Source organism: bacterium (assembly GCA_040755755.1).
GTDB lineage: Bacteria > SZUA-182 > SZUA-182 > DTGQ01 > DTGQ01 > DTGQ01.
In genome coordinates, this window is sequence record JBFLZW010000004.1 from 1 (window position 1) to 14,618 (window position 14,618).

Sequence of the window (14,618 nt, forward strand, 5' to 3'; positions counted from 1 at the left end):
CTGCCGTTCCACCTTTAGCCCTCGATCCTGCAACTCTCGAGCCAAGACGATTTCGTACACGGTTTCAAGGAGCCCCGGACCAAGCTCGCGATGTACGGCAATGGCACAATCAACTATAATTGTCCCTATGTCATTTTCGGTCATTCTCTGCGCCTCTGCGTCTCTGCGGGAGATCATTCCCCCATTCACTCATACAGTGTTATAGCGGGTTATTGTTTTTTTTCTTTCTCAGGTTTTTCTCTGGATGCTGTATTTCTTCAAGTTTTCTCTGAAACCCGAGCTTGACAGCCGAGGGCGCATACTTCATCAGGAAAGATGTGCTCTGGAAGAGAAACGGGGCCAGACGCGAAGTCTGAATCAAGTGGCTATCGGAAGGAAGAGCCAGGACCAGAATGGCAATCAGCAGGCAGAGCAGAAAATATCCTTTGGCCAGGCCAAGAATCATCCCTCCCAGGTGATCCAGCCAGCCGAACTGGGCGGTTTTGATAATCCCGCGCAGCAGCATGCCCAGCAGAGTGATTATGATGTAGGCAGCCAGAAAAAGCAGAACAAAGACTGCGACATTGATTATCCAGGAGCTATCTGCGCCTCCCCAGATTTGGGCTGCCTGATGGAAGAGCCGCCGGGCAAAAACTATCCCCAGCACCAGAGCGAGAAGAGAGAAAACTTCGTGGACAATTCCCTTGAGGAAGCTCCGAATGCCGCTGAAAATGAGGGTGATGACAATAATGATATCGAGAATATTTTTCCCGAAAAGCAGATTCTCTATTATCCTCATGACAGATGGTTCACTCCTTCTGGACAGGATTGACAGGTCGGGCAAAACCAGCCATCAGTCTGCGGGCAGCAAGGGAGATGATAAAAAACAGGGAGGCGAGAAGGATAATCGACCCGGAGGCTGGAATATCCCAGAAAAAAGAGATACATAAGCCGAGAATTACTGAAATGGCGGCTATCAGGATAGCCACGCCGATGGCCTGCCGAAAATTCCTGGCCACCTGCAGCCCGGCGGCCGAGGGTATTACCAGAAGGGCTGCTACCAGAAGCAGGCCCACCACTTTCATGCCCAGGACAGCGGTTACGGCAGTCAGAACGGCCAGAATGGTCTCAAGCCGGCTGACCGCTATCCCGCTGGAGCGTGCGGATTCAGCATCGAAAGTAACAAACAGCAGTTCCTGGTAAAAAAGAATAATAATAATGAATACGGCACCGGCAAGGATTACCGATATCCAGAGCTCGGAGGGAGCGATGGCCAGGATGTTGCCGAAAAGATAACTCATCAGGCTGACGTTAAAACCTTGAGCCATGCTTGCCAGGATTACCCCTGCGGCCATACCGACGCTGCTCAGGATGCCAATGGCTGTATCCTCGTAAAGACCAGCCTTTTCCCTTAGCTTGATAATGCCAAAAGCGGAAAGAACCGCTGCCCCAAGGGCGGTAATCATGGGCTGAATATGGAGAAACAACCCCAGCGCTACTCCGCCGAAGGTCAAGTGGGCCAGCCCATGCCCGACCATGGCGTCACGCCGCAAAATGAGAAAAACTCCGAGGGTGGCGCAGACCGATGCGATCAGCAGGCCAACCAGGAGTGCCCGCAGCATAAAGCCATACGAAAGAATCGATAGCACGGCTACTCCCTCTCTCTAGTGACGGTGGCAGATCAGGTGCTGCTCGCCGCGCAAAAAATGCTCTACCACCGAGGACTGGCAGAACTCGTCGTGATTACCGTGAAAGATCAATTTCTGGTTCAGGCAGGCGACCTTGTTGACGTATTTATTGACTACACCGATGTCGTGGGTAATCAGCACAATCGTAATATTTCTGATCTGGTTCAGGGAGCCGAGCAGATCATAAAAACGGGCCTGGGTAACTGCATCCACACCGGTAGTGGGTTCATCGAGAAAGAGAAGGTCGGGCTTCCTGACGATGGCCCTGGCGATGAATATTCGCTGCTGCTGCCCGCCGGAAAGCTCTCCGATTCTCCTGGTTTTGAATTTTTTCATATCCACCAGCTCCAGCGCTTCATCAATGGCCTTTTCATCGGAGCGCGTTACCAGACGGGGGAATTTTTTACCCGAAAGCAGGCCCATAGCCACTACCTCACGCGCCGATACCGGGAAAAAGGGGTCGATGTGACTCGCTTTCTGGGGCACATAGCCAAGCTTGTCCCACCGGGAAAAGCCGCCGATATCCTGGCCGAAGAGCTTGACCTGGCCGCTGCCGGGCCGCAGGATGCCGAGGATGATCTTGATCAGCGTGGTCTTTCCGGAGCCGTTGGGACCGATGACAGCCAGGAAATCACCCCTTTTGATATCCAGGCTGATTCCGGACAAAACACTGGTTGAACCATAGGCAAAGTCAACATCCTGTACGCAAACCAAAGGATGATTATCACTCACAGAGCAAGCCTTTCCGCAGGGTTTCCAGGTTTTTTTCCATCAGCGAAAGAAAGCTGACCCCGGCTTTGACCTGCTCTCCGGTGAGATTCGCTCCCGGATTGAGCGTGAGCGTGGCAGCACCGACCTCCTGTGCCAGAACCCGGGCCATCCGGTCGCTGATCAGCTCTTCGAAGAAGATGGTCTTGATGTGCAGTTTTCTGGCCAGGTCCACGGTTTCGGCTAACTTTTTGGGACTTGGCTCAGCATCGGGGCTGATCCCATAGAGGGTGATCTGCTCAAGATGATAGCGCTTAGCCAGATAGGCAAAAGCGGAGTGCCCGCCGATAATGATCTTTCGGCTGCTGCAATTGTGCAGTCCCTTCTGATACTTCCGATCAAGCTCAGCCAGTTTCTTTTGATACTGCGCGGCATTTTGCGAGTAAACGGCGGCACCGGCGGGATCGTGCTCTGAAAATGCCCTGGCTATTTGGGAAACCATGATCTGATCATAGGAGAAATCAAGCCAAAGGTGCGGGTCCATCGGCCCATGATGATGGTCTTTTTTCCCTTCTCCGGCCTCTGTCTCCTCCTCATGATCGCTGTCTATTACCGATAGTCCATGACTGGCTTCAATCACCTTCAAAGAGGGGCGATTGATACCTTTCAGGAGATCATGGACCCAGGGCTCCATACCAGCCCCCAGGTAAATAAAGATGTCAGCCCTGGTCAGAGTGGCAATATCACCGGGTTTTGGCTCCCATGCATGAGGCTCTGCACCGGGGGGCAGGAGAAGATCGACGCTGGCACGGTCACCGCCAACAGCACGGGCCATCTCCTGAAGCGGAAAAAGGCTGGTTACGACTCGTAATTTCTGCCCGGCCAGACAGACTGGCGGATGACTTAACCCGATGAAGGCGGTCATGAAAGTTAAAGCTATCAGGATGGGTACTTTTATTATTGCTGTTTTCTTGTTAATCACATGAGCATCCCTTGTGCTCGCTGCCATTTCTGCCTCCCTTACTGAAATTTTCCCCTTATAATTGAAAAAGTTGCCGTTCTTGGTCATAGGTAAGTTGCCTTGATCTTATTTTGATAACTTTTCCACTTTCTATATGAATCTCTCGCAAATGAATTTTTGTATCCTCATCTTGTCCAGTACAAGTCGATGTTCCAGCGCAAATTACCCAAACAGAACTTTCTATAATCTGATATTCTTTGCTAAGATGGGTATGTCCACAAAAAATATATCTAACTCCAGCTTTTTCAGCCTGTTCAATTAATTTTTCAGAATTAATCAGTTTCAAATGCTTTTTAAATTTTAGGCTGCTAAAATAGTCTTCAAGTTTAGGTGCAAAATGGACCATCCATATAACAGCACAGGAAGGATACAATTTGAGTGTATTTTTTGTGTGTTGAACAAGATTCTGCAGCCTCTCTTTGTATACTCTGCCTTGGCCCCAAATGCCGCGCAATGTATTACTATCCGAAGTGTTATTTAGCGAAAAATCACAACAAATGATTGCTAACATTGGAGTATTTTCATTTGGTAGTAGAGAGCATTGGACCCCACCTTCTCCAGCATTCCAGTAAGATATTAAATAGCTGTAGAATCGATTTCCAGGAAAACCCAATATATTACGATAGCGATCATGATTTCCAGGTACTAATATAATAGGCTTGTCAAAAGCTTTAAGGGGGGGGGACTCAAGAAACTCTTGTGCACATTGGAGGTCAGATTTTAATCCTGTTACCGCAATATCGCCAGTTATCAAGATAGCATCAAGGTGATCACGCCAGTTATAAATAATTTCTGTCAGGGCGTTTAAGGCATCAATATTATGGACTGATAATGATTTGGTGTTCTTATGAAGTGCTTCGTACCATGCTCTATAAGTTCCTGCCAAATGTAGATCAGATATATGCAAAACTCGTAAGGTTGACATGTTATGAGTGAGGAAAAAACTGATACATACACGAAGAGACAGGTTAATAAGCCTCTATTTTCATAATGATAGTAGGTATTGAACTTTCACCGTGTACTTACTAGGTAATAGTCCACTTTTCATCTTTTTCTATTTCATCAAAGTTCGGCAAGGAGAATGCATTGTCAGTTAAGATTAGTTTAATTTCTGAATTTGTAATATTAACTTTACCCCAAACACGTTCGCGAGTACCTATTGATATAAAGTTAAAAAGCTCGTTATATAAACAGTCTAAAACTGGACGCAGATCATATGGATCTAATCCCAATCGTTTGGTTAACTCCCCGCAAATTTCAGGAGTAAATCTATTGCCGTTGGAAATTTTTATAGGATTCTTAGCTTTATAGCTGCGTTTTGCCAGGTTAGTAATGAGTCCTTCAACTTGTTCTGTAATTAAATTCGCTATATTATGGCTCTTGTCTATATGACAACAAGTATCTTTCGTTTTTATTGCTGCTTTTTCTATATCCTCCAACAATTTGAGTACTTCATCTTCATAAGGATGAATCATGTGCTCTTGGACAAGATTTACAAGATGTTGGCTTGGGATAAACTTTTCATAGGGATTAAACTGTAAATTCTTCCGAAATTCTCGAATTGTTTTAACGTAAAAAGGGGATAAATTGAAAGATTCCCGCCGAAACCGCCATACTTCCTGTCGCTTAAGGTAAATTCTTTTAAATTCAGTAAGAATCCGGCCAATATTGGGCTGGCAATATTGGGTATCATGAACAAATTGAAGGAATTTAGGCTCAGGTTTTCTTTCGGCTCTTGATTCGATTATCTCCTTGAATCTCTGAGTTTTTTGCCTTTTTAAAGTATATGCATCCTCTTCTTCTGAATACTCAAAATCACCATAAAGTCCCCTGGCCCAACAAATAGGCGGTATTTCCTCTACCCGTTCTATGGTTGTATTCATTCTTCTTCACCACAAATATGGGTTGCTTTTAAACCAGCTTCTTCCATCATTTTTTGTGCTGTTTCACCTTTCCTAAGAGCACGCTCACAGATTTCTAAAAGTCTTTTTATATCGTTATGATCTAAGGCAATACTAAGGCTTTTACTTCCTTCGAGACTATCATAGTAAAGGCGAAGAGTATATGAAATAATCGTTCCCTGAATGTGCGATGCATCTTCATTAAAGACTGGACGAATGTCAGTAAGTACTTTTACGTTTTGAAGCAGGTTAGTATAATCATACGATAAATCCAATGCTTTTACAACAGTCCAGACATTCGGTATTGTGAGTAAATTTTGTAAGTCAGGGTTTAATTCTTCCCATCGGGATATCTGTTCGTCAGTCCAAGGTGGTTCCCCTGTTTTAATACCATATAAGAGTCCTTCCAATAAATCTTGCACTTTTAAATCGCGGCGTCTCCTCAGAGTGTAAAGAGACATTAGTTGGTTTAAAATAATATTGGTCTCAAAGGAATTCGATAATATATCATTAAGAGCATTATATAAAGCAGATGGCCGAAGAGGGGAAGGATCAAGGCTTGATAACTTTTCTATAATTTCCCGTATTTTACTGGCACCAAGGTCTCGTATAAAGCTTAATCCCTCAATCTGCTCTTTTCTTAGTTTTAGTTGAATCGGCATATTTTTTAACGTTCCTAATTTTGGGTATTGTTTTGCTTTGCATAAATATATTCGGAGTTCCGATTATTTTTGTACGGTGTGCGTAGTTGAAAAAAATTTCATGGATGTATGAAAATGCTCCGGCCCTTTTTTATCAATGATAGTTATAGAAGTAACCATTGATTTGGGAGTCTATAATGAGGTACGATTATTACTGGAGCAATAGTTACCATTTTTAAAAGGCATCAATCCCGTCTTCCCGCGTAAACTGGAATCCAGAAGTGATCGCAATCCCTGGATTCCCACCTTTAGAGGGAATGACGAACGAGGTGACAGTTATCGTCTATGAGCGAATTTATGAAAAGTATGTGGAATAGCATTACTCACCCTCTATGAGTGAAAACAGATAATACCAACATCGGAATTTTAACAATTAGGCATTAAAAAGTCAATCGCTTTATATATCTAAATTCAAAGGTAATAATTTTAGTAGTGTTACAAAAAATAGTGCTTATAGAATTTAAGCTCTCCGGTATCAACCAGTTACTCAAAGTAATAAGGGTTTCCAGCATTACTTGCAGAGTGCCGCTTTTAATTTTAATCTTTATGGAAATTGTTCAATATGGTAGAATATATCAATATAAAATTGACCTGCCCGTAATGTTTGCCGTCTTGTGCATTTATCAGCCACACGGTCCGAAAGACAGGGCATAAGCTGAGGATTATAAGGATCATGCAGGGATTATGAGAAAAGCAGGCAAGAAATTTATCGGGCCAAATCCCCGGGGGGACCCGCTGTGAGTGCATTTTTGTCTTGACACTTACAGAAACTTATCTATAATTAAAGCCTTATCGCATGAGAGGAGTATTTTTGTCTCAGTGGGGGGGACAATCAACGCGAATGGAAGTTGGTGAACACATGGTAATCGGTAATCATATTCAGGATGTTTATATCGATCGGGAGCAGGCGAAAAATGAAAAGATCCTGGTCGTAGAGGACAATGAGGACATTCTGGAGCTGCTGCGCTGCATGCTGAAAGCCAAGGGATACCGGGTTGTTGCGGCTGAAAACGGTGATGAAGCCCTGCGAATGGTCAAGGAGGAAGAGCCTCACCTGGTTCTTCTGGATCTTTCGCTGCCCAAGGTTAATGGCTACGACGTATGCAGAATGCTGAAAGAGTCGGAAAAAACGCGCTATATCCCCATCATTATTGTCACCTGTAAATCCAGCCCTCAGGAGAAGATCATGGGCCTTGAGCTGGGAGCGGATGATTACATCGTAAAGCCCTTCTGCCGGGAAGAAGTTCTGGCCAGGGTAAAATCATTGCTCAAATTGCGCAGCCTGCACTATCGGCTGATTCAGGCTGAGAAGCTGGCTACCCTGGCCCAGGTGGCGGTCAGTGTGAACCATGAGATTAATAATCCCCTGTGTGCTATTTCCGCCAATGCGGAAATTATTAAAATGATGCTGGCCAAGGGAATTGAACCTGCGCGGATGAATGGCAAGGTTGATTCCATACTGAATGAGGTTGATCGGATCAAAAGGGTGATTGAAAAGCTGTCCAGAGCGACCAAGGTTGTCAGTATGGAGTACATTGCCGGTATTCAGATGCTCGATATCGATCAGTCGATTGAGCGGATCGGGGATGAGGATAAGGAATACAAAGATTAGCCCCCAACGATTTTCCCTAGTAAACTATACCTTTGGTACTTGACTTTATAGTGCCTGCCATATAAACTAATTGTATAAAAATTATACAAAAGTGCAGGCAAGATATCAATAAGGATATTCAGTGTTCGATAATTTATCAGATAAACTCCAGACAGTCTTCAAGAAGCTGCGCGGATATGGAAAGCTTACTGAAAGCAATATTCAGGAAGGCTTACGGGAAGTAAGGCTTGCCTTACTGGAAGCGGACGTCAATTACAAGACGGTTAAGGAATTTATTGAGAAAGTAAAAGAGAAGGCCGTTGGTGACCAGGTTCTGAAGAGTCTGTCCCCCGGCCAGCAGGTGGTCAAGATTGTCCATGAGGAAATGGTCGCGCTCATGGGGGGAGAGTGTAAAAATCTGGCCCCTTCTCCTCATCCTCCGACCAGCATTATGCTCATGGGTCTTCAGGGGTCAGGAAAGACGACAACGGCAGCCAAGCTGGCGAACCTTTTTCACAAAGAGAGACGCAAGGTTCTTCTGGTGGCTGCCGATCCTTACCGGCCTGCGGCTATCGACCAGTTGGCGATCCTCGGCCAGCAATTAGGCATTGCGGTCTATACAGACCGGGAGGCCAGGAATGCGGTAAAAATCTGTCAGGATGCCCATCAGGCTGCCCGCTCCGGCGGATATACCTATATGATCATGGATACTGCAGGCAGGCTCCATATTGACGATGAGCTGATGCAGGAGCTGCGGGAAATCAAGAAGATCGTCTCTCCCCAGGAAGTAATTCTGGTGGCTGACGCCATGACCGGTCAGGACGCGGTGAACATTGCCAAATCCTTTGATCAGGAGATCGGGATTGACAGTGTCATCCTGACCAAGATCGACGGGGATGCACGGGGAGGGGCGGCGTTATCGATCCGTGCCGTTACTGGAAAGCCGATCCGGTATGTGGGTACCGGGGAAAAGATCGAGGCTATTGAACCCTTTCATCCGGACCGGATGGCCTCCCGGATTCTGGGAATGGGAGATGTGCTTTCGCTGATCGAGAAAGCGCAGGCTGCCTATTCTGAAGAAAAAGCCAGAGACCTGCGGAAAAAAATTGCCCAGGATGCATTTACCCTGGAAGATTTTCGCAACCAGCTCAGGCAAATCAGGAAATTAGGGCCTCTGGAGCAGGTCATCGGCATGATCCCCGGAGCCAAAAAAATCGCAAAAAAAACAGACCTTAAGGCGGACGAAAAAAAATTGGTTCAGATTGAAGCGGTTATCAACTCGATGACGATGGAAGAGCGCAACAATGCGGAACTGATCAATGGCAGCAGAAGGAAACGGATCGCCCGGGGAAGTGGCACGACAGTACAGGATGTCAACCAGGTGCTTTCACAATTTACCCAGATGCAGAGAGCGCTGCGGCAAATGAAGAAAATGGGCATGATTCCTGGTTTTGGCGGAAATCCATTTAGAAAGAAGAGGAGGTGAATTATTTGGCGCTTCGGATACGGTTAACGAGACTGGGAGCGAAAAAGCGGCCATTCTACAGGATCGTGGTAATAGATTCCAGAAGATCACGCAGTGGCGAATATCTGGATCTGATTGGAAACTATGACCCGCTGAAAGCCCCGGCAGAGATCAGAATCAATACGGAAAAAGCCGTCTCTTGGATGCAGAAAGGCGCAATACCATCTGACACCGTTAAACAGCTATTTAGCAGTCAGGGAGTAATCTAGTTGTATTGTAATCTCCAACTCAAACAGGGAGTTATTAAATTACGGAGGTAGGGAAAATGGGCATGAAGGAATTAATCGAAGATATCGCTAGAGCACTGGTTGATTATCCTGAAGAAGTTAGTGTGACTGAGGTTGATGGCGAACGGACTACGGTGCTGGAGTTACGGGTTGCCAAGACTGATCTGGGCAAGGTAATCGGCAAACAGGGGCAGACTGCACGGGCCATGCGGACGGTTTTAAGTGCAGCGGCCACCAAGATCGGCAAAAGGGCGGTACTGGAGATACTTGAATAGTATCCAGGGAAAACCTCACGCATTTGTGCAGGATATAATGGACCTCGTTCAGATCGGTAAAATCATCGGCACCCATGGTAACAAGGGGGAGGTAAAGGTTTATCTGCTGACGGATTTCCCGGAAAGATTTCAGTCTCTGAAAGAGGTCTTTTTAGTAACTCCTTCGGGGCGAAGAAGCCTGGCTGTTGAAAGTGTCCGGTTCCATAAGAGCTATGTAATTCTGAAGCCGCAGGAGTCTCACACCATGAGCGATGCGGAGAAACTCAAAGGGGCTGCGATCTGCATACCCGAAGAGGAAGTTTATCCTCTGGGAGAGGATGAATACTACTGCTTCCAGCTCATAGGCATGGAGGTCTACACGGAGGAAGGATTATTTTTAGGAGTAATAGAGGATATCTTTCCGACAGGAAGTAACGATGTGTATGTAATTAAAGATGAACACAAGGAGTACCTTATCCCGGCAATCAAAGAGGTGGTTAAAGAGGTAAATCTGGAAAGAAGAAGAATTACCGTTCATCTTCTGAAAGGATTGTTGAATCCCGCTGATGCTCTTTGATATCATTACCATATTTCCGGAAATGTTTCCGGGGATCATTCAGCAGAGCATTATCAAGAGAGCCCAGGAGAAGGGCCTGGTAAGCATTCGGATCCATGACCTTCGGGATTTTACTGAAGACAGGCACCGAAAAGTCGATGATTCTCCGTATGGAGGCGGCCCGGGAATGGTGTTCAAGGCCGAACCCCTCTGTCGAGCCATCAGGGCAGTGATGCAGGAGAGCTCGCTGGTCAAGAGGGTTTATCTGTCTCCGGAGGGCACCCTTTTTTGTCATCACATGGCTAAGGAGTTGGCTCAGGAAAGTCATCTGGTACTTGTATGCGGCCATTATGAAGGAATCGATCAAAGAGTCCGGGATACCCTGATTGATGAAGAGATTTCGATTGGAGATTATGTCTTAAGCGGCGGGGAGCTGCCGGCACTGGTTGTGCTGGATGCTGTAGTCAGACTGATCCCTGGAGTATTGGGTTCTGAGGAGTCTTTGCAGGTTGAATCTTTCTCGGATAATCTCCTTGATTATCCTCAGTATACACGACCGAGAATCTTTGAAGGCAGGGAAGTTCCCGATGTTTTGCTCTCCGGACATCATGAAAGAATCCGGAAGTGGAGGCGCAGGCAATCTCTCTTACGAACCGCCCAGAGGAGGCCGGACCTTTTCAGGAAGGCAGTTTTGACTACTGAGGATATCGAATTATTGAAGGATCTTTGACCTTGGAACGATCACTGATCTCTATCGGGCTCCTCCATTTCCCTGTTTATAACAAAAACAAGGAGGTCGTTACCACCTCAATAACTACCTCCAGTCTTCATGATATTTCGAGAACAGCCAGAACCTTTGGGGTTGAAGGTTTTTATATCATAACTCCGATCCAGGCACATAAGGAGCTGGTCAACCGACTGATCCAGCACTGGCAGACAGGCTATGGAGCCGATTACAACCCGACGCGCAAGGATGCCCTTGAAAACGTTATTGTCATGAGCAGCCTTGGAGAATGTCTTCGGAGCCTGAAAGAGAAGTACCAGAAAGACCCTGTCACGGTTGTAACCTGCGCCCGGGCGCGCAGAAATGCAATCTCTTATCCGGATCTTCGTGAGAAGATACGGCGGGAGAGGCAATTATACTTCATTATTTTCGGAACCGGCTGGGGTATTGAACAGAGCCTGATGGAAACCATGGACTTTACCATCGAACCAATCTATGGACAGGGAAGGTATAATCATCTTTCCGTAAGAGCTGCGGTAGCTATAATTCTGGATAGATTAACTAACGAAAACAGGTAAAGAGGTAGAAGCGACATGAATAACATTTTGAACGCATTGGAGCAGGAACAGCTTAAAAAAGATATTCCCGGTTTCGGGCCAGGTGATACGCTCAGGGTGCATCTGAAACTTATTGAAGGTGACCGGGAAAGAATTCAGGTCTTTGAAGGGGTAGTTATCCGCATTCGCCGGGGGAATAACCGGTCCACGTTCACCGTGCGGAAAATCTCGTACGGAGTGGGAGTTGAGAGAACCCTCCCCCTTCATTCTCCCATTATTGACAAAATCGAGGTTACGCGCAAGGGAAGGGTCCGCCGGGCAAAACTGTATTATATGCGGCAGCGTATAGGCAAGAGAGCCAGAATCAAGGAAAGAACTACGAGGTAAGAAGTGGTTTAATGGCAATAACTCACCGAGTACAACTGGGGAAACAAGGTGAACGGATGGCGGTTCAGCTCCTGAAATCGGAGCATCTCTCGATCCGTGAGCTGAATTTTCGCTGCTCTCTCGGAGAAATCGATATCATTGCCGAGCAGGAGGATGTCATTGTCTTCATCGAAGTCAAAACCAGGAGCACTACAAATTATGGCTTGCCAGAAGAAGCGGTTGGTTACCCCAAGCAGCAGAAGCTTATCCAGGTGGCCATGCATTACCTTCAGAAGGAGCGATTGGAAAATAGAAGCTGCCGCTTCGATGTGGTATCCATTATCATGAAGAACAACACAGTTGAGAAAATTGAACACATTATGAATGCTTTCTCAGCTTGAAGAAATTATGGAAGGTCAGAGGGAACTATCCTTTTGCATAAAAACAAAGTATGGCCAAAGGCAGTATCGGATTGTCAAGAAGGTTCGTGAGCAGTGATTTATATCTCCAGGTTTAATCCCTCCCTCAAAGTAGTATTCGTAGTATTCGGCAAATTCTTCTGCTCAGTGAGTTTATTTTTCTGGCTTTATTAATCCAAAGGTATTATATTATTATAATGGCATGTTTTGTGCTTTCCATTTCTCCTGGAAGGCCACAGATACCGGAGCATTCATCCGGCGTGGAAGGGTGAGAAAGGTTTTGGGGTATGCTCTGGGTGTTCAATTAATAAACATAATAAACAAAACAGCCCGAATCTGAATTTTTCATGTCTCTGACGGAATTGGTTATGTATTGTTAGAGTTATCTATTAACAACAGAATCACTTTGAAGGAGAGAGTGATGAAGGGTAAGCCTATATATTCCTTCTTCTGGATTTGCCTGGCGGTCGTACTGGTTGTTCAGCTTTCTGGAGTAAAAGTTTTTGCACAGGAGATTTATCCTCAGGTACTTGAGTCCGACCCTGAGTCAATGCAAACTGATGTGCCTGTATCAAGTGCCATAACCATCTTGTTCACTGTCCCCATGGACCCTGTTACTACGGCTGAGGCCTTTCATTTCTACATTGAAGGAACCGACGAGGTCTTTAACAACCTCAAGGATTCCGGTTACCTCGATATAGAGAATGCCACTTTGACCTTTACTCCTCTCCATGATCTGGAGCCTGGAACGACATACTGGATTAAGATTAAATCAACGGCTACCGACATGAATCAGCCGCGGAACTCCCTGGATGGGAATAATAACGGCGTTGGTGAAGAGGGAGAGGATGATGACTGGAAGATTATGTTCACCACCGCAGCCATAGAAGTTCCTCCTCCTGCCCAGGACCACTGGAGTCAAGTCTATGGTCCAGGCCAGGGCATTGACGGAAAGATTTGCTGTATGGCCGTTGACAGCCGGGATAATCTCTGGGCAGCAACCAATGATGAAGATGGCATTTACTACTTTGATGGGAATGCCTGGCAGAATAAAACATCCTCTCTCGATGACTCTCAAATGATAGATAACTTCCTCTGTATGGCTGCTGACGGGCAGGACCGCCTGTGGGTAGCACTCGATACATCGCGAGAGACCAGTCTCGATGCTCCCCGGTTAGCCAGATGGGAGAACAATACCTGGCAAGAATTTTCTGCCGCAAACCTCAGCCTCCTCGAGGACGAGGTCATTCTCAAAATTGCCTTCGATTCCAGTGATAACGTCTGGATGATTACCAGTGGAAGTAAGGTCATTAACTACAACAATAGCAATAGGCAGGTAATCACCTATGCGAAAAACGATCTTTCCGAAGGTGCACTGGTGATCGACAGGGAGGATAATGTCTGGGTTGGATCGGCGGTTAACGGTGCCTTCAAACTGCCGAAGGGAAAGGATACCTGGGAAGTTTACAGTTACAATGACGCCCCTGGACCTTATTCTACGAAAGGCATGGGGATCGATCCTGCCGGGCATATTTGGATCGGAACAACGATCGGGCTCCTGAAATTGGATCCATCCATTGGAAAACCCGGCGTATGGACACGCTATACCACTAGTAATACCGGTGCGGGATTGCCGAGTAACGATATAACCTCCCTGGCTGTTGATCCGAAGAGCGGCGCAATATGGGCAGGGACTTCGTCCGGTCTTGGGAAGTTTGACGGCAAGACGCAATGGACGAATTTTGCAGTGACCAATATCAGTGAGCTATCAGACCAAAAAATCAATACCCTGGCCCTCAACCCGCGGGGTGAAGTCTGGCTTGGAACAGATGACGGGCTGATGAAACGGGATGATATCAGACCCTATATCGTAGTGGAGGAGAGCTCTCCCACGAATGAGACCCTGGTAGATCAAACGGTGAAAATCCGAATCGTCTTTAGTGAGCCGATGAGGCAAGATGCGGCTACAAACGCTTTTACCCTGATGAATGCGGTCAAGGCAACAACCGTTGCAGGAGAATTTTCCTGGACTGATGAAAGGACTCTGGAGTTTACTCCGGAGAAGGGTGTTCTGGATGCCGATCAGACCTATAGAATCATCATGGCTACTTCAGTCCTTCCAAAAGATCTGGCAGGCAACTCTCTTTCCACCACAGGGTATGAGGTTACTTTCTCCACACAAGGTAATCAGCAAAGTAATACTCGATTTTCACCTGCGTATGATGATGACGTTAACCTGAGCGGCAGCGGATGCTTTATCGATTCGGTGAGCCATAAACCGTGGTCCTGGCTCAGGCGGGTTGTGGAACTTCTCTGGTCATAACATACTGGCAGATAGTGACCTCTGCGGTGAACATACGGTTAACAAACGAGGTTGAAGCCTCACTACGGAGTGAGGCTT

The 14,618-nt window shown here is 46.4% G+C and carries 18 protein-coding genes; 10 read left to right on the plus strand and 8 right to left on the minus strand.

Features of this window, described 5'->3' with window-relative positions; translation table 11 throughout:
- From AB1611_01880 to AB1611_01915, 8 genes are all read right to left on the minus strand, one after another.
- The coding region (locus AB1611_01880) for a GxxExxY protein (protein ID MEW6378336.1) at nucleotides 1-144 on the minus strand (144 nt) is incomplete at its 3' end.
- A 55-nt stretch (nucleotides 145-199) separates the two neighbouring features.
- The gene (locus AB1611_01885; protein ID MEW6378337.1) at nucleotides 200-778 is read right to left on the minus strand and encodes a CvpA family protein; all 579 of its coding nucleotides are present in this window, start codon (nucleotides 776-778) and stop codon (nucleotides 200-202) included.
- Between the two features lie 10 nt (nucleotides 779-788).
- A complete protein-coding gene (locus tag AB1611_01890; protein ID MEW6378338.1) occupies nucleotides 789-1,628 on the minus strand; it encodes a metal ABC transporter permease in 840 nt (279 codons plus the stop codon).
- Nucleotides 1,629-1,643: 15 nt separating this feature from the next.
- Nucleotides 1,644-2,399, minus strand: coding sequence for a metal ABC transporter ATP-binding protein (locus tag AB1611_01895; GenBank protein ID MEW6378339.1), 756 nt, complete (start codon nucleotides 2,397-2,399; stop codon nucleotides 1,644-1,646).
- Nucleotides 2,392-3,384, minus strand: coding sequence for a metal ABC transporter substrate-binding protein (locus tag AB1611_01900; protein ID MEW6378340.1), 993 nt, complete (start codon nucleotides 3,382-3,384; stop codon nucleotides 2,392-2,394). The genes AB1611_01895 and AB1611_01900 overlap by 8 nt, the downstream gene beginning before the upstream one ends.
- Nucleotides 3,385-3,412: 28 nt before the next feature.
- Nucleotides 3,413-4,321: a metallophosphoesterase gene (locus tag AB1611_01905; protein ID MEW6378341.1), complete on the minus strand. Its 909-nt coding sequence runs from the start codon at nucleotides 4,319-4,321 to the stop codon at nucleotides 3,413-3,415.
- Nucleotides 4,322-4,421: 100 nt separating this feature from the next.
- Entirely contained in the window at nucleotides 4,422-5,279 is an 858-nt protein-coding gene (locus AB1611_01910; GenBank protein ID MEW6378342.1) for a hypothetical protein, read from the minus strand.
- Nucleotides 5,276-5,959, minus strand: coding sequence for a hypothetical protein (locus AB1611_01915; protein ID MEW6378343.1), 684 nt, complete (start codon nucleotides 5,957-5,959; stop codon nucleotides 5,276-5,278). Before AB1611_01915 ends, AB1611_01910 begins: the two co-directional genes overlap by 4 nt.
- 880 nt (nucleotides 5,960-6,839) lie before the next feature.
- Between AB1611_01915 and AB1611_01920 the strand changes: the two genes are divergently transcribed.
- The 10 genes from AB1611_01920 (at nucleotide 6,840) to AB1611_01965 (ending at nucleotide 14,540) form a co-directional block, all read left to right on the plus strand.
- Complete coding sequence (locus AB1611_01920; protein ID MEW6378344.1) at nucleotides 6,840-7,610, plus strand: response regulator; 771 nt, start codon at nucleotides 6,840-6,842, stop codon at nucleotides 7,608-7,610.
- A gap of 121 nt (nucleotides 7,611-7,731) precedes the next feature.
- Nucleotides 7,732-9,075: a signal recognition particle protein gene (ffh, locus tag AB1611_01925; GenBank protein MEW6378345.1), complete on the plus strand. Its 1,344-nt coding sequence runs from the start codon at nucleotides 7,732-7,734 to the stop codon at nucleotides 9,073-9,075.
- 5 nt (nucleotides 9,076-9,080) lie between these two features.
- Nucleotides 9,081-9,323 carry a 30S ribosomal protein S16 gene (rpsP, locus tag AB1611_01930; protein ID MEW6378346.1) on the plus strand — a complete coding sequence of 81 codons (243 nt, stop codon included), beginning with the start codon at nucleotides 9,081-9,083 and terminating at the stop codon, nucleotides 9,321-9,323.
- Between the two features lie 62 nt (nucleotides 9,324-9,385).
- The gene (locus tag AB1611_01935; GenBank protein MEW6378347.1) at nucleotides 9,386-9,616 is read left to right on the plus strand and encodes a KH domain-containing protein; all 231 of its coding nucleotides are present in this window, start codon (nucleotides 9,386-9,388) and stop codon (nucleotides 9,614-9,616) included.
- Nucleotides 9,617-9,653: 37 nt separating this feature from the next.
- A complete protein-coding gene (gene rimM, locus AB1611_01940) occupies nucleotides 9,654-10,172 on the plus strand; it encodes a ribosome maturation factor RimM (GenBank protein MEW6378348.1) in 519 nt (172 codons plus the stop codon).
- Nucleotides 10,159-10,881 (plus strand): tRNA (guanosine(37)-N1)-methyltransferase TrmD, encoded by a 723-nt coding sequence (trmD, locus tag AB1611_01945; GenBank protein ID MEW6378349.1) that lies wholly within the window; start codon nucleotides 10,159-10,161, stop codon nucleotides 10,879-10,881. Before rimM ends, trmD begins: the two co-directional genes overlap by 14 nt.
- A gap of 2 nt (nucleotides 10,882-10,883) precedes the next feature.
- On the plus strand, nucleotides 10,884-11,453 hold the full coding sequence (locus AB1611_01950) for an RNA methyltransferase (protein ID MEW6378350.1): 570 nt from the start codon (nucleotides 10,884-10,886) through the stop codon (nucleotides 11,451-11,453).
- Between the two features lie 15 nt (nucleotides 11,454-11,468).
- Nucleotides 11,469-11,819, plus strand: coding sequence for a 50S ribosomal protein L19 (rplS, locus tag AB1611_01955; protein MEW6378351.1), 351 nt, complete (start codon nucleotides 11,469-11,471; stop codon nucleotides 11,817-11,819).
- 11 nt (nucleotides 11,820-11,830) lie between these two features.
- Nucleotides 11,831-12,199, plus strand: coding sequence for a YraN family protein (locus tag AB1611_01960; protein MEW6378352.1), 369 nt, complete (start codon nucleotides 11,831-11,833; stop codon nucleotides 12,197-12,199).
- A 439-nt stretch (nucleotides 12,200-12,638) separates the two neighbouring features.
- Complete coding sequence (locus tag AB1611_01965) at nucleotides 12,639-14,540, plus strand: Ig-like domain-containing protein (GenBank protein ID MEW6378353.1); 1,902 nt, start codon at nucleotides 12,639-12,641, stop codon at nucleotides 14,538-14,540.
- The last annotated feature ends 78 nt before the right edge of the window (nucleotides 14,541-14,618 follow it).

What these genes read in the sequence shown, in the direction of transcription:
- AB1611_01885 (MEW6378337.1), bottom strand. Translation starts at nt 778, where the DNA reads ATGAGGATAATAGAGAATCTGCTTTTCGGGAAAAATATTCTCGATATC.
- AB1611_01900 (MEW6378340.1), bottom strand. Translation starts at nt 3,384, where the DNA reads ATGGCAGCGAGCACAAGGGATGCTCATGTGATTAACAAGAAAACAGCA.
- AB1611_01905 (MEW6378341.1), bottom strand. Translation starts at nt 4,321, where the DNA reads ATGTCAACCTTACGAGTTTTGCATATATCTGATCTACATTTGGCAGGA.
- AB1611_01910 (MEW6378342.1), bottom strand. Translation starts at nt 5,279, where the DNA reads ATGAATACAACCATAGAACGGGTAGAGGAAATACCGCCTATTTGTTGG.
- AB1611_01915 (MEW6378343.1), bottom strand. Translation starts at nt 5,959, where the DNA reads ATGCCGATTCAACTAAAACTAAGAAAAGAGCAGATTGAGGGATTAAGC.
- AB1611_01920 (MEW6378344.1), top strand. Translation starts at nt 6,840, where the DNA reads ATGGAAGTTGGTGAACACATGGTAATCGGTAATCATATTCAGGATGTT.
- AB1611_01935 (MEW6378347.1), top strand. Translation starts at nt 9,386, where the DNA reads ATGAAGGAATTAATCGAAGATATCGCTAGAGCACTGGTTGATTATCCT.
- rimM (MEW6378348.1), top strand. Translation starts at nt 9,654, where the DNA reads ATGGACCTCGTTCAGATCGGTAAAATCATCGGCACCCATGGTAACAAG.
- rplS (MEW6378351.1), top strand. Translation starts at nt 11,469, where the DNA reads ATGAATAACATTTTGAACGCATTGGAGCAGGAACAGCTTAAAAAAGAT.
- AB1611_01960 (MEW6378352.1), top strand. Translation starts at nt 11,831, where the DNA reads ATGGCAATAACTCACCGAGTACAACTGGGGAAACAAGGTGAACGGATG.
- AB1611_01965 (MEW6378353.1), top strand. Translation starts at nt 12,639, where the DNA reads ATGAAGGGTAAGCCTATATATTCCTTCTTCTGGATTTGCCTGGCGGTC.